The sequence below is a fragment of the Pseudomonas sp. S10E 269 genome (assembly GCF_002798465.1).
GTDB classification, from domain to species: Bacteria; Pseudomonadota; Gammaproteobacteria; order Pseudomonadales; family Pseudomonadaceae; genus Aquipseudomonas; species Aquipseudomonas pergaminensis.
Genome location: NZ_PHIJ01000001.1, coordinates 2,012,691 through 2,030,196, shown reverse-complemented (window position 1 = coordinate 2,030,196; position 17,506 = coordinate 2,012,691). Strand labels below are relative to the sequence as shown.

Here is a 17,506-nt window from a genome sequence, read left to right as displayed (position 1 = left end):
CCACCGCCATCGCAGGCAAGCCAGCTCCCACATTTTTGATTAGTGTCTGTAGTGGGATCCGGTGTGTTGTTCGGGAAGGCGGGCGCTGCCTTGAAAGACTTTTTCCCGCAGCGTTCCCTGTTCATATTCAGTCTTGTACGACCCGCGCTTTTGCAACTCCGGCACCACCAGGTCGATAAAGTCCACGTAGCTTTCCGGCGTGACGATGCGTGTGAGGTTGAAGCCATCCAGGCCGGTTTCGCTGATCCAGGATTCCAGCTCGTCGGCGACCTGTTCGGGCGAGCCGACCAGGGTGATGTAGCGGCCGCCCAGGGCGTGTTGCTCCAGCAACTTGCGCCGGGTCCAGTCGTTGTTCTGCAGGTTCTTGGTGGCCGACTGGATCGCGTTGCTCTTCACGTACTGGATCGGTTCGTCCAGTTCGTACTGGGCAAAATCGATGGCGGTGGACGCCGAGAAATGCGCCACGCCGGCTTCCGGGCTGGCATAGCTCAGGTATTCGGCGTGCTTGGCCCAGGCAAGCTCCTCGGTGGCGCCCACGATCACGTTGAGGCCCATGAACACCTTGATGTCATCCGGATTGCGTCCGGCCTCGACCGCACTGGCACGCACCTTGTCCACCTGGACCTTGGTCGCCGCCTTGTTCTGCCCGCTGATGAATACACATTCGGCATGGCGCCCGGCGAACAGCAAGCCGCGGTCCGAACTGCCAGCCTGGAACAGCACCGGCGTGCGTTGCGGCGAGGGTTCGCACAGGTGATAACCCTCCACCTGGTAGAACTCGCCGTGGTGCTCGACCTTGTGCACCTTGCCCGGCTGCGCATACACCCGCGCCTGCGGGTCGTTGAGCACCGCGCCGTCCTCCCAGCTGCCTTCCCAGAGTTTGTAGAGCACCTCCAGGTATTCATCGGCCTGGTCGTAACGGCGGTCATGTTCGACCTGCTCGGTAAGGCCCATGGCCTTGGCAGCGCTGTCGAGGTAGCCGGTGACGATGTTCCAGCCCACGCGGCCACGGCTGAGGTGGTCCAGCGTGGACATGCGCCGGGCGAACAGATACGGCGGCTCGTAGGTGAGGTTGGCAGTGAGGCCGAAACCGAGATTCCGGGTGACCGCCGCCATCGCCGAGACCAGCAGCAGCGGGTCGTTCACCGGCAGTTGTATCGACTCCTTGAGCGGCACATCGACCGAGTTCTGGTACACGTCGTAGACGCCGACGATATCGGCGATGAACAGGCCATCGAACAGCCCGCGCTCCAGGGTTTGCGCCAGGTCGGTCCAGTACTCGATCGTCTTGTACTGGGTGGAGGTGTCCCGTGGGTGGGTCCACAGACCGTGGTTGATATGCCCGATGCAGTTCATGTTGAAGGCATTGAGCAGGATTTTCTTCTTCGCCATCAGAGGGTCCCCCGCAGTGGCGGGTTTTCATCGTTGAGGTAGTAATTGCCCACCGCGTGGTACTTCCAGCGCACCGGGTCGTGCAGGGTGTGGACGCGGGCGTTGCGCCAGTGACGGTCGAGGCCGTGCTCGGCCAGGGTCGCCTGGCTGCCGGCGAGTTCGAACAAGGTGCTGCCGGCGGCCAGGGATATTTCGGTGCTCAAGGCGCGCACTTCGGCGACGGCAATCGAGGCCGCCGCCACCGTCTCGGCATTGCTGTCGGCCTGGGCGCGGTCGAGGAATTCGCCGGAGCGTTCCAGCAGCGCTTCGGCGGCGTGCAGGCGGATGCTCAGGTGGCCGAAGCTTTTCAGGGTCAGCGGGTCTTCGGTGGCCTTGTCGTTGCCGGCGTCGATCCACGGGCGGGTCTTGGTGCGCACGAAGTGCAGCGCATCTTCGAAGGCCGCGCGGGCGATACCGGTGTCGATGGCGGCGTGAAGAATCTGCGCCAGGGGACCGACCGTGGTCGGGCGCTCGAAAGCGCTCTGGAACGGGATCACGTCTTGCGCCGCGACCCACACGTTGTCGAACACCACCGAACCGCTGCCGGTGGTGCGCTGGCCGAAGCCGCTCCAGTCATCGATCACGCTCAGGCCTTCGCTGTCGCGCGGGACAAAGGCGAGGTGCTGCACGCCATGTTCATCCACCACCGAGGTGGGAATGCGTTGAGCGTAGATCGCACCGGTGGAATAGAACTTGCGGCCGCTGATACGGAAACCGTCACCGTCGCGGGTGATTTTGGTGACGCGGTCATGGGCGGTCTTGGTGCCCAGTTCCGCCAGGGCGTTGCCGAAACGCTGGCCGGCCAATACTTCGGCGTACAGGCGCTGTTGTTGCGCCGGGCTGCCGTTCACACGCAGCACTTCCAGGGCATAGAAATGGTTTTGCGGGATCTGGCCCAGGGACGCGTCCGCCTGGGCGATCAGGGCGATGACCTTGGCCAGGGTGACGTTGGAAACGCCCGCGCCGCCGAATTCCTTGGGTACGCTGATGCCCCACAGGCCGGAGCGCGAGAATACGTCCAGTTCGGGCAAGGGCAGGCGGCGCTCGCGGTCACGCTGGGCGCTGTCGCGGCGGAAGTCTTCGGCCAGGTCGCTGGCGACAATAAGGGCTTGTTCGTCGCTGGTAATGACCGCGACGGGGTGAGAGAAAGTCATGATGTTCTCCAGAGGTCTGGTCGGTCAGATCCAGGAATGGCGAGCCGGCAAGGTACCGTTCAATCGATAGGCGCCGATGGCGTGATACTTCCAGCGCACCGGGTCGTGCAGGGTGTGCACGCGGGCGTTGCGCCAATGACGGTCGAGGTTGAATTCGGCAAGGGTGGCGCGGCTGCCGGCCAGTTCGAAGAGCTTTTCGCTGACCAGCAGCGCCACTTCGGTGGTCAGTACCTTGGCCTCGGCCACCGCAATGGATGCGCGCGCAGCGGACTGCGCGGTGATCGGCGCGGCGCTGACCTGGTCCAGCACCTGGCCGGCCTTGCGCAGCAGGGCTTCGGCGGCGTGCAGTTCGATCTTCAGCTTGCCGATGTCGGCGATTACATACAGGTCATCGCTGGCGCGTTCGACCTTGGCGTCGATCCATGGGCGCGAGCGCTCACGCACGAAGGCGATGGTGTCATCCAGCGCGCCACGGGCGATGCCGGCGTCGATGGCCGCCTGGATCAGCTGCGAGACGGCGCCCTGGATAGTCGGGGTTTCGCCGATGCGCCAGTTCTCAACTACCAGCTCCGCGTCCACCGGCACCTTGTCCAGCAGCACGGTGCCGCTGGCGGTGGTGCGCTGGCCGAAGCCGGACCAATCGTCAACGATGCGCAGGCCTTCGGTGCCACGACGCACGAACGCCATGACTTGCTTGCCGTCATCGTTCAGGGCCTTCACGGCCACCCAATGGGCAAACAATGCGCCGGTGGAATAGAACTTCTGGCCGCTGATCACATAACCGTCACCCTCGGCGGTGATGCGCGCCTTGAGTTCCAGGGTGTTCTTGGTGCCGCGTTCCGGGCCGCCATTGCCGATGCGCCAGCCGTCGAGGACGCTCTGGAACAGCTGCTTTTTCTGGCGTTCGGTGGCGGCGCCCTGCAACAGGTGCAGGATGCCGAAATGGTTCTGCGGGATCTGCCCGAGGGCCGGGTCTGCCGCGCTGATGATCGCGAACACGTCGGCCAGGGTCACGAACGACACCTGCGGCCCGCCGTACTCACGGGGAATGGAAATACTGCCCAACCCACTGCGGGTGAACTGCTCGATCTGTGCCCACGGCAGCTTGCGTTGCTGGTCGCGTTTGGCGGCTTGCAGGCGTGCAGCCTGGGCCAACTCATGGGCAGCCTTCAGCGCCTCTGCATCGTTGCGCAGCACGGCGGCCGGCAACAGCAGGGGAGCGACATCCAGATCACTCTGGGGGGGTGTTAGAGCCAAGTTAGACATCAGCGCCGCTCCTTGGCTGCACGTAATGCCCTGGCGTTACGCACCGGGGTAATTCTGACCATACCGACCTCGCATTCAATGAAATAAAAACAGAAAAATCAGGAATGTCCGGTGGTCCGGTGCATATACCCTAAGCGTGTTAAATATTTAAATAAACTAACTTTTGGGAATATGCATAGAAGGTCTGTCACCCCGGTTCGCAAGGTGAACCGGTAGGGCGTGGCTGATAGATCAGCGCCGTCCCGGCGGGCCGGGACTCTGCCTCGCTGGCGATGCGCAGCGTGCGGGCGGGCGCCCAGCGTGAATTGTTGCCGACGCGGTCAAGAATGCAGTACGTCACTTCCAGCCGACAGTCGTCTCCCGCTTCGATAATCAGCGTCGAAGGCACCCATACCTGTACCGCCATGCCGACTTCCCTGGCCCGGATTTTCGGCAGGTCCAGGCGCACATCGCCCCAGCGCAAGGTGATGGCATCGCCGGTGGTCATGTGCAGGTAGGGCTCGATGGTCAGGGGAATACCGCGCCGTACCTGGCTGGCGTTGACGCCGTAGCGGCGGATGGTGTCGGGCAGACCCACGGGGGCGAGGTTCTGGTTTTCGTCACAGCAAAGGGGCGAGGGCTGGCCGCCTGGGCAACGGGTCTTTACACGCACTCGCGTGACGGCTGAGCGAGCAGGGGTATGGCCGACTTGCATGACCTGGTAATGCACCTGCGTCGGCCCCTCCAGCACAAAACTCTCTGGTACCCGCAGGTGAGTGAACTCGCCGATCTTGCCGGTGGTGATCCGACGTGAAGCGGCGAAACAGTTGTTCCAGAACAGCTCGATCAGGTCGCCTTCATCCATGCCGGGATACGGCGGGATGTCGACCTGCAAGTGCGCGGCGGCCAGGGCATTGATGCCATTGCCGACGGCCTGGGGCAGTGTCGGGGCGGTGAGCAGGGGGTGCGTCATAAGTAATCTCCTTGATGCAGCCAGCAGCAATCGCTCCGGACCTTTGGCGCAGGTGTGCGCGGTGGGCCGAACGAAACGATTCAGTGAATAGCCGGGATAGGATCCAATCCTCTGGGCGCTAGATAAGAGGGTTGGCCGAGGGGCGTCAATGGCGGCAAAGGGCTAAACGGCGGTGTTGGCGTGATTCAGAAGGGTCTGACTGAGGCGGGGATATTCAGGCGGGTGCGGTGGGGTGTTTTTCAGGTTGGAATGAGGACTTCGTGTAGGAACAGGCTTGTGTGGGAGCTGGCTTGCCTGCGAAGGCGTCGCCACGGTGAGACAGGTTCACCGAGGTGGCTGCGTCGCAGGCAAGCCAGCTCCCACACAAAGCCTCAGTGGGCGAGGAATTTACTCAGGAACTGCTTGGTACGCTCTTCCTTGGGGTTGGCGAACAGTGCCTTGGCTTCGCCTTGCTCCACGATCACGCCCTTGTCGAAAAAGATCACCCGATTGGCCACATCGCGGGCGAAGCTCATCTCGTGGGTGACGATGACCATGGTGCGGTTTTCCTCGGCGAGGCTGCGAATGGTTGCCAGCACTTCGCCCACCAACTCCGGGTCGAGGGCTGAGGTGGGTTCGTCGAATAGAATCACCTCCGGCTCCATGGCCAGCGCCCGTGCAATGGCGACGCGCTGCTGTTGGCCACCGGACAAGCGCCGTGGGTAGGCGTCTTCCTTGCCCGCCAGGCCGACCCTGGCCAGCAGCTTGCGCCCCAGCGCGACAGCGGCCTCGCGGGGCATCTTCTTGACCACGGTGGGGCCTTCGATGACGTTTTCCAGCGCGGTGCGATGGGGGAACAGGTTGAAGCTCTGGAACACAAAACCCACGTGCTGGCGCAGGCGCCGCACCTGCCTCTGTTGCTGGTTGATCGGCTTGCTGGTGTCGATCTCGATGTCGCCCACCTTGATGCGACCGCTGGTGGGTTGTTCGAGGAAATTCAGGCAGCGCAGGAAGGTGGTCTTGCCGGAACCGCTGGGGCCGATGATGGCGATGACTTCGCCCTCCTTGACCTCAAGGTCGATGCCGTTGAGCACCACCTGACCCTTGAATTGTTTGGTCAGTTTTTCAACCACGATCATGCTTCAGGACTCCAGGTCATGCCGGTTGACCCGGTCTTCCAGACGATTCTGCAAATGCGCCAGGATGCTCGCCAGGATCCAGTAGATCAGGGCTGCGGACAGGTACATGGTGAAGATTTCGAAGGTCCGCGCAGACACCAGTTGGGCCTGGCGGAACAGCTCGGGCACCTGGATGGTGGCGGCCAGCGCCGTGTCCTTGACCAGCGAAATAAAGCTGTTGCCCAGCGGCGGCAGGGCTGTGCGCATCGCCTGCGGCAGGATGGCCCGGCGCAGGGTCTGCGCACGGGTCATGCCGATACTGGCGGCGGCTTCCCACTGGCCACGCTCGATGGAGCCGATGGCGGCGCGCAGGATTTCACAGGCGTAGGCGGCCATGTTCAGCGAAAAGCCGATCATGGCCGCCGGGATCGGATCCAGCTCGATGCCCACTTGCGGCAAGCCGTAGTAGATCAGGAACAGCTGTACCAGCAAGGGCGTGCCGCGAAAGAACGACACATAGACTCGGGCGAGCCAGCTCACCAACTTGAAGCGCGACAGGCGCATCAAGGCCAGGCCGAAGCCCAGCAGCAAGCCGAAAAACATCCCGCCGAGGCTGAGGATCACCGTGTAATACGCGCCCTTGAGCAGAAAGGGCGCGGAGTCCAGCGCGAGTTGGAAACCTGCTTCCATTATTGAGTGACGTCAGCGTTGAAGTACTTCTCGGACAGCTTCTTCAAAGTGCCGTCGGCGCGCAGTTTGTCGAGGGCCTTGTTCACAGCAGCCAGCAGTTCAGGCTCGCCTTTGCGCAGGGCAATACCGGCTTCCTGGCGGGAGAAGGCAGCACCTGCAGCAGCGGTGTCCTTGGCTTTCTTGGCATATTCCAGTGCAGCCAGGCGGTCAATCAGAATGGCGTCGACACGGCCGATGCGCAGGTCTTGGAACTTGGTTGGGTCATCGTTATAGGTTTTGACGATGGCCTTCGGTTGGTTTTCCTTGAGCCATTGTTCGTAGTTGGTGCCCAGGCCCACACCGATTTTCTTGCCAGCCAGGTCGTCGGCGGTCTTGATGGTGTCGACGTTTTTCGCCAGGGTCAGCGCCTGGATACCAGAGACGGTGTAAGGCGTGGAGAAGTCGTATTTTTGCTTGCGTGCATCTGAGATGGTCACTTGGTTGACCACCGCGTCCAGGCGCTTGGATTCCAGGGCCGCGAGGATGCCGTCCCATGGCGTCGCTTGCAGCTTGACCTTCACGCCCAGCTCTTTGGCCAGTGCTTCGGACAGCTCCACCTCGAAACCGGTGAGTTTGCCGCTTTCATCGACAAAGCTGAACGGTGGGTAGGTGCCTTCCAGGCCGATCTTGATCTCGCCTGCTTTCTTGATGTTATCGAGCTGCTCGCCAGCCACTGCCTGGCCGAGCAGGCCAGCCCCGAGTGCCAGGCCCAAAGTGCCAACCAACAATGTGCGACGCAATACAGAAATAGTCATGAAGAGCCCCTGTGTTTTTATGGTGAGCGAAGCAGGTGACGCAGTAGTCGTATCCTGCCTTAAAGCGCGTAGCGCGTCTTCGCCTACGGCGCGACTATAAAGCGGGTTTTTAAGACTTGAAAATAATATAAATATAAATTGTTATTCGATTATTGAATATACGACCTATTTAATGTGGGAGCTGGCTTGCCTGCGATAGCGGTGCAAAGGTCAGCACATCGGTAGCTGACAGACCGCCATCGCAGGCAAGCCAGCTCCCACATTTTTTAGTCCGCGTTTATTCAATTGAATACCGAGTTGTAGGCAAATAACGCCGGCGCCCCGCCGGTATGCAGGAAAATGATCGGACCCTCTTCAAAACGCTGACACCCGATCCCATCCAACAAGCCAGCCATGGCCTTGCCAGTGTAGACCGGGTCCAGCAGCAGGCCTTCCTGGCTGGCGAGCAGCTTGATGGCTGCCAGCGTACCGGCGTTCGGCTCGCCATAACGGGGGCCGAAGTATTCATCCCAGAGATTCACCTTGAACGCCTCGGGCACCTTTACACCCAGCAACTCGGCGGTGCGTTCGGCCAGGCCCTGCACTTTCGGGCGTTGGGCTTCGTCGGTGCGGGACACGGTGACGCCAATCACCGGCAGGTTCGGCAACACTTCGCTCAAGGCCAGGGCCAGGCCGCTGTGGGTACCCGCGCTGCCGGACGCCAGCACCACGGCGGAAAACGCGATGCCGCTGGCTTCGATCTGCGCCGCCAGCTCTAGCCCGGCGCGCACGTATCCCAGGGCGCCCAGGGCATTGGAGCCGCCGATAGGCACCAGGTACGGTTTCTTGCCGTTGCTGCGCAGGCGGTCGGCGAGGGCGTTGAGCTGGTCGTCGACGTTGTCGAGGTTTTCCACCAATTCCACCTTGGCGTCGAACAGCTCCAGCAGCAGGCGGTTGCCGTTGCCCAGGTAGTTCGGGTCCTCGGTGCCGGTGGGGTTTTCGAGCAGCGCGACGCAGCCCAGGCCGAGTTTGGCGGCCAGCGCAGCGGTCTGGCGCACGTGGTTGGATTGAATCGCGCCGGCGGTCACCAGGGTATCGGCGCCCTGGGCGATCGCGTCGGCGGCGAGGTATTCGAGCTTGCGCAGCTTGTTGCCGCCCATGGCCAGCGGCGTGGTGTCGTCACGTTTTACGTAGATGTCCCTGCCCGACCAGGCCGACAGCCGCTCGAGTTTTTCCAGGGCAGTGGCGCCGCCCAGCAGTTCCAGGCGGTTAAAACGGTCGAGCTGTTGTTTGATCATGGCTACGCACGGTTGCTAAGTGATGGGGCGACTATAGGCAGGCACTTTTCATCGGGCAACCGCCAATCGCTTATTCCGGATGGTTCTTGGTATCACACCATTGGTTCTTAAGGGCGGCCAGGGTGCATACCGTAAAGTGAGCGCCATTACGTCAGGAGTGAATACCGTGAGTGAGCGTTCCAGTCATTGGCAATTACAGACCATCGTCAGCCAGTTGCGCGGCGCCCGGGACCAGTGGCGGACGCGCAATGGTCGCTTAAGTGGCGAGCATGGCGGCCGCGAGTTACCCTCGCGCGAAGCCGTGGCGCAGATCCTGGAGTCGCTGTGCGGCGCCTTGTTCCCCATGCGCCTGGGGCCGGTGGACCTGCGAGAGGAAAGCGAAGATTTCTACGTCGGCCACACCCTGGATGTGGCGCTCAATGCGTTGCTCGCCCAGGCCCGCCTGGAGTTGCGTTATGCCGCGCGCCAAGGCGGCCAGGATGACAGTGCTGTCGACGCCCACGCTATCCGCCTGATCCAGGATTTTGCCCTGGCCCTGCCGTCCCTACGCAGTCTGTTGGACACCGACGTGCTGGCCGCCTACCACGGCGACCCCGCCGCTCGCAGCGTGGATGAAGTACTGCTGTGCTACCCCGGGATCCTGGCGGTGATTCACCACCGCCTGGCGCACCACCTGTACCGCGCCGGTTTGCCGTTGTTGGCGCGCATCAGTGCCGAGATCGCCCACTCGGCCACGGGGATCGATATCCACCCTGGTGCGCAAATCGGCCCGAGCTTCTTTATCGACCACGGGACTGGGGTGGTGATCGGTGAAACCGCGATCATCGGCGAGCGGGTGCGCATCTACCAGGCCGTGACCCTGGGTGCCAAACGCTTCCCGGCGGATGAGGACGGGCAGTTGCAGAAGGGCCACCCGCGTCACCCGATTGTCGAGGACGATGTGGTGATCTACGCCGGCGCGACCATCCTGGGGCGCATCACCATCGGCAAGGGCTCGACCATCGGCGGCAACGTGTGGCTGACGCGCAGCGTGCCGGCGGGGGCGAACATCACCCAGGCGAATTTGCAGCATGATGATGGGACGCAGAAGTAACGAACCCTCGCGAATCCCCTGTGGGAGCGGGCTTGCTCGCGAATGCGGAGTATCAGTCAATGGATTTATCGGCTGACACACCGTATTCGCGAGCAAGCCCGCTCCCACATTTGGAATGCATTCCAGATTTCACGCGGATTTGTGCCAGTAATCGCTGAACGATTTGCCTCTCGCGCCCGTCATACCAATCCTTGAGCTAGTGTAGGAATTATCTACCACTCAGCCATGCGATTAGTCCCAGACCGCCTTCCTATGTTTAACTTGAATGTTCGTTCAAGTTAAACCCGGTGGTCCGCTGCCCGCTCACAACAGGAGGCTTACCTTTGCTGAGTCCGTTATTGACAGCCACATTCCCTTCCCTCGGGGTGCATCGTTCATGAGTGCATCGTCCACCCCATCCAGCAGCCTGGTGCGCATGAATGCGCCCGTCTTCTACTTTGCCGCGAGCTTCATCCTGCTGTTCGGCATCACTGTCATCGCTATTCCGCAACAGGCTGGCGCCTGGCTGCTGGCGGCGCAAAACTGGGCGGCCAATACGGTCGGCTGGTACTACATGCTGGCGATGACCCTGTATCTGGTCTTCGTGGTGGTCACCGCGCTATCGGGCTACGGCAAGATAAAACTCGGTGCCGACCACGACGAGCCCGAATTCAGTTACCTGTCCTGGGCCGGCATGCTGTTCGCCGCTGGGATCAGCATCACGCTGTTCTTCTTCTGTGTGTCCGAGCCGCTGACACACCTGGTGCAACCGCCCCAGGGCGCGCCAATGAACGCCGACGCCGCGCGCCAGGCCATGCAGATCCTGTTTCTGCACTGGGGCCTGCACGGCTGGGGCGTGTTCGCTTTTGTGGGCATGGCCCTGGCGTACTTCGCCTATCGGCATAACCTGCCGCTGGCGCTGCGTTCGGCGCTGTACCCGCTGATCGGCAAGCGCATCAACGGTCCCATCGGTTATGCGGTGGATGGCTTCGGCATCATCGCTACGGTGTTCGGCCTCGGCGCGGACATGGGCTTTGGCGTTTTGCACCTCAACTCCGGGCTCGATTACCTGTTTGGCATCGCCCACACCCAGTGGATCCAGGTCGGCCTGATTACCCTGATGATGGGCGCCGCGATCCTGGTCGCCGTCTCCGGCGTCGACAAGGGCGTGCGGGTGATGTCCGACATCAACATGCTGCTGGCCTGTGCGCTGTTGCTGTTCGTGCTGTTCGCAGGTCCCACCCAGCATTTGCTCAACACCTTGATCCAGAACATCGGTGACTACCTGGGCGCCTTGCCGACCAAGAGTTTCGATGTGTACGCCTACGACAAACCGAGCGACTGGTTGGGTGGTTGGACGGTGTTCTACTGGGCCTGGTGGATCGCATGGTCGCCGTTCGTGGGCCTGTTCATCGCACGGATTTCCCGTGGCCGCACCATCCGTGAGTTCGTGTTCGGCGTGCTGCTGATCCCGTTGGGCTTCACCCTGGCGTGGATGTCGATCTTCGGCAACAGCGCCATCGACCAGGTGCTCAACCACGGGCTGACCGCGCTCGGTCAGTCGGCCATCGATGACCCGTCGATGAGCCTCTACCTGCTGCTGGAAACCTACCCGTGGAGCAAGACCGTCATCGCGGTCACGGTGTTTATCAGCTTTGTGTTCTTCGTCACCTCCGCCGACTCCGGCACCGTGGTGCTGTCGACGCTGTCGTCCAAGGGCGGCAACGCCGACGAAGACGGGCCGAAATGGCTGCGGGTGTTCTGGGGCGCGATGACCGCGCTGGTCACCAGTGCCTTGTTGTTTGCCGGCAGTATCGACTCGCTCAAGTCAGCGGTGGTGCTGACCTCGTTGCCGTTTTCGATGATCTTGCTGCTGATGATGTGGGGGCTGCACAAGGCTTTCTACCTCGAATCGCAGAAGCAGATCGCCCAGCTGCACTCGCTGGCGCCGGTGTCGGGCTCCCGCAAGGGCACTGGCGGTTGGCGTCAGCGCTTGAGCCAGGCGGTGCATTTCCCGTCACGCGACGAGGTGTACCGTTTCCTTGAGACCACGGTGCGCCCGGCGATCGAAGAAGTGACGGCGGTGTTTGTCGAAAAAGGCCTTAGCGTCGTCACCCAGCCCGACCCGTCCAACGACAGCGTCAGCCTGGAAATCGGCCACGGCGAAGAGCATCCATTCGTTTACCAAGTGCAGATGCGCGGCTATTTCACGCCGTCATTTGCACGCGGTGGCATGGGTTCCAAGCAGCTCAACAACCGTCGCTACTACCGGGCGGAAGTGCATTTGAGCGAGGGCAGCCAGGACTACGATCTGGTCGGCTACACCAAGGAACAGATCATCAACGACATCCTCGACCAGTACGAGCGGCACCTGCAGTTCCTGCACCTGGTGCGCTGAGGTTCAGGCCCTGATCACCAGCTCCGACATCAGGGGCTGGTGCGGGTGCTTTACCCGCACAACCGGCGCCTGTCGCCGAGGGTGTGAGTGTTCGTCGACGGGCTCGCCGAAATCTTAGAAAATGCCCGCTAAGCCGCGTAGTAGAAGGGTTTCTTAAATTTAATTTCATCCGTCCACGCCGCTGTTTGACGCGGAACTGTCATCTGGCCACTGCGTAATTGTGTGAAGCGTTTGACGCTTTCATTTCAGAACAGTGACGGAGACCGGTACCAATGAAGACGTTATTAAGCCCCATGGTGGGTGCCGCCATGGCGAGCTTTATGCTGTCCGCCCATGCCGATTTTATCGATGACAGCCACGCCGATGTGACCCTGCTCAATCGCTATCTCAACCAGCAGGGGCGTGACGTGGTGAACAGCAACGCCAAGGCCCACAGCATTCGTGATTGGGGCCAGGGGTTCGAGTTCAACTTCAAGTCCGGCTACACCGAAGGCCCAGTGGGTTTTGGCCTGGACCTGCAGGCGTTCTACGGGTTGAAACTGGACTCCGGCGGCGACCTCAACGACAAGGATCACCAGGGCCGCTACCCCGGCAGCATGTTCCCTCTGGACAACGGCAAATCCGCCGACCAGTTCGGCGTGTTGAGCCCGACGTTCAAGATGCGTTTTGCCAAGGATGAGCTGCGTGTCGGCACGCTCTACGGCAACAACCCGATACTCGCCAACACCGACGGGCGCCTGTACCAGCAGACCAATACCGGTGTGCAACTGGTGTCCAAGGACCTCAGTGATTTCACCTTCACCGGTGGCGATATCTTCAAGACCAAGATCCGCAACGAAACCGGCGACCAGGGCATGATCACCGCCGGCGGCACCAAAGAGAGCGATCGCTTCCTGTTCGGCGGTGCGGACTACACCGGCATCCAGAACACCACGGTCAGCCTGTGGTATTCCAACCTCGAGGATTACTACCAGCAGTTCTTCCTTGGCGCCAAGCGCCATGACGCCTTGTCCGTCGGCGCCATCGACACCGACGTGCGCGTGTTCCGCAGCCTCGGGGTGGGCGGCAACGCCGACGGTGACAAAGACTTCGCAGCGGCTGGCCTCTACGGTGACGGCACGGGCAAGGGTCGCATCAACCAGACCACCGCGAGCTTGCTTGAGAGCTATAGCCTCGACGGTCATACCGTCGGCCTGGGGATCCAGAAGAACAGTGGCGACAGCGACTTCCCGTACCTGGATTCCGGCCTGAACAGCGGCGACAACCGCCAGGGCCCCGGTTCAGGCGCCGACACCCCGGCGCTGACCAACATGCAGTTGAACAAATTCCAGCACGCCGGTGAGCGCACCTGGCTGGCGCAATACAAATATGACTTCGGCAAACTCGGCCTCACCGGCCTGACGTTCTCCGCTGCCTACGCCCATGGCGATGACATCCGCACGGCGCAGGGCACCACCAGCGAATGGGAGCGTAATGTCGCCGTAGCCTATCAAGTGCCCACCGGCACCCTCAAAGGCCTGGGCGTTACCTGGAAAAATGCCCACGCCAGCCCGGACATCACCGGCGCCACCGTGCAAGATGAAAACCGCTTTTATGTCAGCTATGTCGTTCCACTCTGGTAGGCAATTGCTGTAAAACGGAAAGGCAGACTTAAGCGATTCAGCTGGTTAAAAGGCCTGGGAATATCGTTATTCCCAGGCCTTATTTGCCTACGTCCAAGAGAGGATTCGATGACTTACATTGCTGCCGAAAACCGCTATGAATCTATCCCGTATCGCCGCGTAGGCCGCAGTGGGTTGGTGCTGCCTGCACTGTCCCTGGGCCTGTGGCACAACTTTGGCGACAGCACCCCGATCGACACCCAGCGCGCCTTGCTGCGCACCGCGTTCGACCTGGGCATCAACCACTTCGACCTGGCCAACAACTACGGCCCACCGTACGGCAGCGCCGAGATCAACTTTGGCCGTTTGCTACGTGAAGACTTCAAGCACTACCGCGATGAACTGATCATCTCCAGCAAGGCGGGCTGGGACATGTGGCCTGGTCCTTACGGCCAGGGCGGTGGCTCGCGCAAATACGTGCTGGCCAGCCTCGACCAGAGCCTGCAACGCCTGGGTGTCGACTATGTGGATATCTTCTATTCCCACCGTTTTGACGCCGACACCCCCCTGGAAGAAACCGCCAGCGCCCTCGCCACTGCCGTACAACAAGGCAAGGCGTTGTACATCGGTATCTCGTCCTACTCAGGGGTAAAAACCCGCGAAATCGCCGCCCTGCTCAAAGAGTGGAAAGTGCCGCTGCTGATTCACCAGCCGGCCTACAACCTGCTCAACCGCTGGGTGGAAAAAGACCTGCTGGACACCACCGAAGAACTCGGTGCCGGGGTGATTGCGTTCACACCGCTGGCTCAAGGGCTGCTGACCGACAAGTACCTCAACGGCGTGCCGGCGGATGCGCGGGTGAATCGTCCGGGGGGTGGTTCGTTGCACGCCAAGCACCTGTCCGAAGCCAACATCGCCCACGTGCGTGCACTGAATGAAATCGCCCAGCGCCGGGGCCAGAGCCTGGCGCAGCTGGCATTGGCCTGGACCCTGCGTGACCCACGAGTGACCAGTGCACTGATCGGTGCGAGCCGGCCGGAGCAGATCATCGAAAACGTCGGTGCGTTGAAGAACTTGAGCTTTAGCGTGGAAGAACTGGCGGAGATCGATCGGTTTGCCCAGGAAGGCGGGATCAACCTGTGGGAAAAGCCGTCTACTGCTGAGTAACCTGGCGTAGCCCGGTCAATGTGGGAGCCGGGCTTGCCCGCGATAGCGGTGTGTCAGCTAATGAATCTGTTGCTGACTCACCGCTATCGCAGGCAAGCCAGCTCCCACAGTGATTTTCAGTGTGTTTGAGCGCTAGAACGGCACATCCCCCAGAATCGTCGCGCGATGCATCACCCGCCGCTGCGGCCGGTAGTCGTCCACGGCGTAATGCTGCGTCACGCGGTTATCCCAGAACGCCACATCGTTTTCCTGCCAGCGCCAGCGGATGGTGAACTCCGGACGTGTCGCGTGGGCGAACAAGAGCTTCAGGATCGCTTCACTCTCCGCCGGCTCGAGCTCATTGATCTTGGTGGTAAACCCATCACTCACAAACAGCGACTTGCGCCCACTCACCGGATGCGTACGCACCACCGGGTGCGACAGCGGTGGGTTCTTCTTGCGGGTTTCTTCCCATCGCGCCAGGTCTTCGGCGGTGTTGCCAAAACGCTCCAGCGGGAAGGATTTGGTGAAGTCGTGGGTGGCGGTAAGCCCATCGAGCAAGCGTTTTAACGGCTCGGACAACGCCTCATACGCCGCAATACCACTGGCCCACAGCGTATCGCCGCCAAACGCCGGCAGCAGCTTGGCGCTGAGCACCGCGCCGAGTGCCGGGGTGGGCAAGAAGGTCACGTCGGTGTGCCACACGGCGTTGTCACGCACGTCGGTGACGGCGGTGTCGAGGATCAACACTTCAGGCTGTTCCGGCACGTTGGGGTAGATCGGGTGAATGTGCAGGTCACCGAAATTCGCCGCGAACCGCGCCTGTTGTTGCGGGTTGATGTCTTGGTCGCGGAAGAACAGCACCGAATGGGTGAGCAACGCCTGTTCGATGGCGTCGCGTTGTTCGAGGTTCAGCGGCTGGGTGATATCGACGCCACTGATCTGGGCGCCCAGGGCGGTGCTTAATGGGGTTACGGTCAGGCTGCTCATGCTGTTCTCACTCAATGTGCCTGGCCATGCCACGGCACCCATTTACGCTGCAGGGCCCGCAAGCCCATTTCCATGGCGAAGGCGATCAGGGCGATGACCAGGATCCCCAGCACTACCACGTCGGTGACCAGAAACTGCGCCGCCGATTGCACCATGAAGCCCAAGCCGCTGGTGGCGGCGATCAGCTCGGCGGCGACCAACGTCGACCAGCCCACACCCAGCCCGATGCGCACGCCGGTGAGGATGTCGGGCAGGGCGCTCGGCAGGATCACATGGCGAATCAGCTGCGCGCGGGTGGCGCCCAGTGACTGCGCGGCGCGCAGCTTGGCCGGGTCGACCGTGCGCACGCCCGTGGCGGTAGCGATGGCTATCGGCGCAAAGATCGCCAGGTAAATCAGCAGCACCTTGGACAGCTCGCCAATGCCGCACCAGATCACGATCAGCGGCAGGTAGGCGAGCGGCGGGATCGGCCGGTAGAACTCGATCAGCGGGTCGAGTACACCCCGGGCAATACGATTGGAACCGATGGCAATCCCCACCGGCACGGCGGTCAGCACCGCAAAGCCCAGGCCCAGGCCGATACGGCTGAGGCTCGCGCCCAGGTGCTGCCAGAGGGTGGAATCCATGTAGCCCGTGGTCGCCAGCAGCCAGCCTTTTTGCAGCACGGCGGACGGCGGCGGCAGGAACAGCGGTTCGATCAAACCGGTGGCGGTCACGGCCCACCAGATCACCAGCAAGGCGACCAGGGTCAGCAGGCTGATCCAGCGCGTGCTCAGGCTGCGACGTACCGGGATGACCGTATGCGCCACCGGTTTAGTGACGGTGGCGGGGAGTTCGTAACTGCTCATGCGGACACCTGCCGTTGGGAGAACACTTTGCCCAGCACGTGTTCGCGGGTTTCGATAAAACGCGGATCGGACTTGATCGCCCGCGCCGACTCACCGGCGGCGTAGCGTTGGCCGAAGTCCAGGCTCAGGCGTTCGACGATCTGGCCGGGGTTGGGCGCCAGCAGGATCAGGTCGGTGGCGAGAAATACCGCCTCTTCGATGTCGTGGGTAATCAGGAACACCGGCTTGGCCGTGCGCCGCCAGACTTGCAGCAGCAGCTCCTGCATCTGTTCGCGGGTGAAGGCATCGAGGGCGCCGAAGGGTTCATCCATCAGCAACACACGAGGGTCGGCTGCCAGGGCGCGGGCCAGGCCGACACGCTGCTTCTGGCCGCCGGAAAGCTGCCAGATGCGGCGGCTGTCGAAACCGGCCAGGTCGACCAGCGCGAGCATTTCCCGGGCGCGCACTTCGCGTTGTGCCTTGGGCACGCCGGCCAGCTCCAGGCCGAAGCCGACATTGGCCAGCACGTCCTGCCAGGGCAGCAGGGCGTCGTCCTGGAACACCACGCCGCGCTCGGCGCTGGGGCCTTTGACCGGCACGCCATCGAGGGTGATGCGCCCGGCAGACGGTTCGACAAAGCCGGCAATCAGGTTCAACAGCGAAGTCTTGCCACTGCCGGACGGACCGAGGGCCACCAGCAATTGCTGGGGCCCCAGGTCGAGTGAGATGTCGGACAGTACCGGTTCTTTGGCGCCTGGGTACTGTGCGCTGATGCGCTCCAGCTGTAGCAAGGCCATCGCAATGAACTCCT

At 61.9% G+C, this 17,506-nt stretch carries 15 protein-coding genes; 4 read left to right on the top strand and 11 right to left on the bottom strand.

Annotated elements, in window-relative coordinates; genetic code table 11:
- Window positions 1-39: 39 nt before the first annotated feature.
- The 8 genes from CWC48_RS09370 to CWC48_RS09335 form a co-directional block, all read right to left on the bottom strand.
- Window positions 40-1,392: an LLM class flavin-dependent oxidoreductase gene (locus CWC48_RS09370; protein WP_099491437.1), complete on the bottom strand. Its 1,353-nt coding sequence runs from the start codon at window positions 1,390-1,392 to the stop codon at window positions 40-42.
- A complete protein-coding gene (locus CWC48_RS09365; RefSeq protein ID WP_099491435.1) occupies window positions 1,392-2,585 on the bottom strand; it encodes an SfnB family sulfur acquisition oxidoreductase in 1,194 nt (397 codons plus the stop codon). The genes CWC48_RS09370 and CWC48_RS09365 overlap by 1 nt, the downstream gene beginning before the upstream one ends.
- Window positions 2,586-2,609: 24 nt before the next feature.
- A complete protein-coding gene (locus tag CWC48_RS09360; RefSeq protein ID WP_100491749.1) occupies window positions 2,610-3,851 on the bottom strand; it encodes an SfnB family sulfur acquisition oxidoreductase in 1,242 nt (413 codons plus the stop codon).
- 187 nt (window positions 3,852-4,038) lie between these two features.
- Window positions 4,039-4,803 carry a hypothetical protein gene (locus CWC48_RS09355; RefSeq protein WP_078046367.1) on the bottom strand — a complete coding sequence of 255 codons (765 nt, stop codon included), beginning with the start codon at window positions 4,801-4,803 and terminating at the stop codon, window positions 4,039-4,041.
- A 371-nt stretch (window positions 4,804-5,174) separates the two neighbouring features.
- Window positions 5,175-5,921 carry an L-cystine ABC transporter ATP-binding protein TcyN gene (tcyN, locus tag CWC48_RS09350; RefSeq protein WP_100491748.1) on the bottom strand — a complete coding sequence of 249 codons (747 nt, stop codon included), beginning with the start codon at window positions 5,919-5,921 and terminating at the stop codon, window positions 5,175-5,177.
- A 3-nt stretch (window positions 5,922-5,924) separates the two neighbouring features.
- The gene (tcyL, locus tag CWC48_RS09345) at window positions 5,925-6,590 is read right to left on the bottom strand and encodes a cystine ABC transporter permease (protein ID WP_010214112.1); all 666 of its coding nucleotides are present in this window, start codon (window positions 6,588-6,590) and stop codon (window positions 5,925-5,927) included.
- Window positions 6,590-7,384: a cystine ABC transporter substrate-binding protein gene (gene tcyJ, locus CWC48_RS09340; protein ID WP_078046369.1), complete on the bottom strand. Its 795-nt coding sequence runs from the start codon at window positions 7,382-7,384 to the stop codon at window positions 6,590-6,592. Before tcyJ ends, tcyL begins: the two co-directional genes overlap by 1 nt.
- A gap of 281 nt (window positions 7,385-7,665) precedes the next feature.
- A complete protein-coding gene (locus CWC48_RS09335; protein WP_078046370.1) occupies window positions 7,666-8,661 on the bottom strand; it encodes a D-cysteine desulfhydrase in 996 nt (331 codons plus the stop codon).
- A gap of 166 nt (window positions 8,662-8,827) precedes the next feature.
- On the opposite strand from CWC48_RS09335, the gene epsC reads away from it, so the two are divergent.
- The 4 genes from epsC to mgrA all read left to right on the top strand — a co-directional run bounded on the left by epsC (window position 8,828) and on the right by mgrA (window position 14,899).
- On the top strand, window positions 8,828-9,754 hold the full coding sequence (gene epsC, locus CWC48_RS09330; protein ID WP_078046371.1) for a serine O-acetyltransferase EpsC: 927 nt from the start codon (window positions 8,828-8,830) through the stop codon (window positions 9,752-9,754).
- A 415-nt stretch (window positions 9,755-10,169) separates the two neighbouring features.
- Window positions 10,170-12,131, top strand: a complete 1,962-nt coding sequence (gene betT / locus CWC48_RS09325) for a choline transporter BetT (protein WP_174555869.1) — start codon at window positions 10,170-10,172, stop codon at window positions 12,129-12,131.
- A gap of 293 nt (window positions 12,132-12,424) precedes the next feature.
- A complete protein-coding gene (locus CWC48_RS09320) occupies window positions 12,425-13,753 on the top strand; it encodes an OprD family outer membrane porin (protein ID WP_099491428.1) in 1,329 nt (442 codons plus the stop codon).
- Window positions 13,754-13,861: 108 nt separating this feature from the next.
- The gene (gene mgrA / locus CWC48_RS09315) at window positions 13,862-14,899 is read left to right on the top strand and encodes an L-glyceraldehyde 3-phosphate reductase (RefSeq protein WP_100491746.1); all 1,038 of its coding nucleotides are present in this window, start codon (window positions 13,862-13,864) and stop codon (window positions 14,897-14,899) included.
- 132 nt (window positions 14,900-15,031) lie between these two features.
- Here the strand turns inward: mgrA and tauD are convergent, their stop codons facing one another.
- Genes tauD through tauB form a run of 3 tightly spaced genes read right to left on the bottom strand, consistent with a single transcriptional unit; the run spans window position 15,032 to window position 17,492 of the window.
- The gene (tauD, locus tag CWC48_RS09310) at window positions 15,032-15,868 is read right to left on the bottom strand and encodes a taurine dioxygenase (protein ID WP_078046375.1); all 837 of its coding nucleotides are present in this window, start codon (window positions 15,866-15,868) and stop codon (window positions 15,032-15,034) included.
- Between the two features lie 11 nt (window positions 15,869-15,879).
- Complete coding sequence (gene tauC / locus CWC48_RS09305; RefSeq protein ID WP_078046376.1) at window positions 15,880-16,716, bottom strand: taurine ABC transporter permease TauC; 837 nt, start codon at window positions 16,714-16,716, stop codon at window positions 15,880-15,882.
- Window positions 16,713-17,492 (bottom strand): taurine ABC transporter ATP-binding subunit, encoded by a 780-nt coding sequence (tauB, locus tag CWC48_RS09300; protein ID WP_100491745.1) that lies wholly within the window; start codon window positions 17,490-17,492, stop codon window positions 16,713-16,715. The genes tauC and tauB overlap by 4 nt, the downstream gene beginning before the upstream one ends.
- Between the last annotated feature and the right edge of the window lie 14 nt (window positions 17,493-17,506).

What these genes read in the sequence shown, in the direction of transcription:
- tauB (WP_100491745.1), bottom strand. Translation starts at nt 17,492, where the DNA reads ATGGCCTTGCTACAGCTGGAGCGCATCAGCGCACAGTACCCAGGCGCC.
- mgrA (WP_100491746.1), top strand. Translation starts at nt 13,862, where the DNA reads ATGACTTACATTGCTGCCGAAAACCGCTATGAATCTATCCCGTATCGC.
- tcyJ (WP_078046369.1), bottom strand. Translation starts at nt 7,384, where the DNA reads ATGACTATTTCTGTATTGCGTCGCACATTGTTGGTTGGCACTTTGGGC.
- CWC48_RS09320 (WP_099491428.1), top strand. Translation starts at nt 12,425, where the DNA reads ATGGTGGGTGCCGCCATGGCGAGCTTTATGCTGTCCGCCCATGCCGAT.
- tcyN (WP_100491748.1), bottom strand. Translation starts at nt 5,921, where the DNA reads ATGATCGTGGTTGAAAAACTGACCAAACAATTCAAGGGTCAGGTGGTG.
- CWC48_RS09365 (WP_099491435.1), bottom strand. Translation starts at nt 2,585, where the DNA reads ATGACTTTCTCTCACCCCGTCGCGGTCATTACCAGCGACGAACAAGCC.
- CWC48_RS09335 (WP_078046370.1), bottom strand. Translation starts at nt 8,661, where the DNA reads ATGATCAAACAACAGCTCGACCGTTTTAACCGCCTGGAACTGCTGGGC.
- CWC48_RS09355 (WP_078046367.1), bottom strand. Translation starts at nt 4,803, where the DNA reads ATGACGCACCCCCTGCTCACCGCCCCGACACTGCCCCAGGCCGTCGGC.
- CWC48_RS09360 (WP_100491749.1), bottom strand. Translation starts at nt 3,851, where the DNA reads ATGTCTAACTTGGCTCTAACACCCCCCCAGAGTGATCTGGATGTCGCT.
- betT (WP_174555869.1), top strand. Translation starts at nt 10,170, where the DNA reads ATGAATGCGCCCGTCTTCTACTTTGCCGCGAGCTTCATCCTGCTGTTC.
- tcyL (WP_010214112.1), bottom strand. Translation starts at nt 6,590, where the DNA reads ATGGAAGCAGGTTTCCAACTCGCGCTGGACTCCGCGCCCTTTCTGCTC.
- tauC (WP_078046376.1), bottom strand. Translation starts at nt 16,716, where the DNA reads ATGAGCAGTTACGAACTCCCCGCCACCGTCACTAAACCGGTGGCGCAT.
- tauD (WP_078046375.1), bottom strand. Translation starts at nt 15,868, where the DNA reads ATGAGCAGCCTGACCGTAACCCCATTAAGCACCGCCCTGGGCGCCCAG.
- CWC48_RS09370 (WP_099491437.1), bottom strand. Translation starts at nt 1,392, where the DNA reads ATGGCGAAGAAGAAAATCCTGCTCAATGCCTTCAACATGAACTGCATC.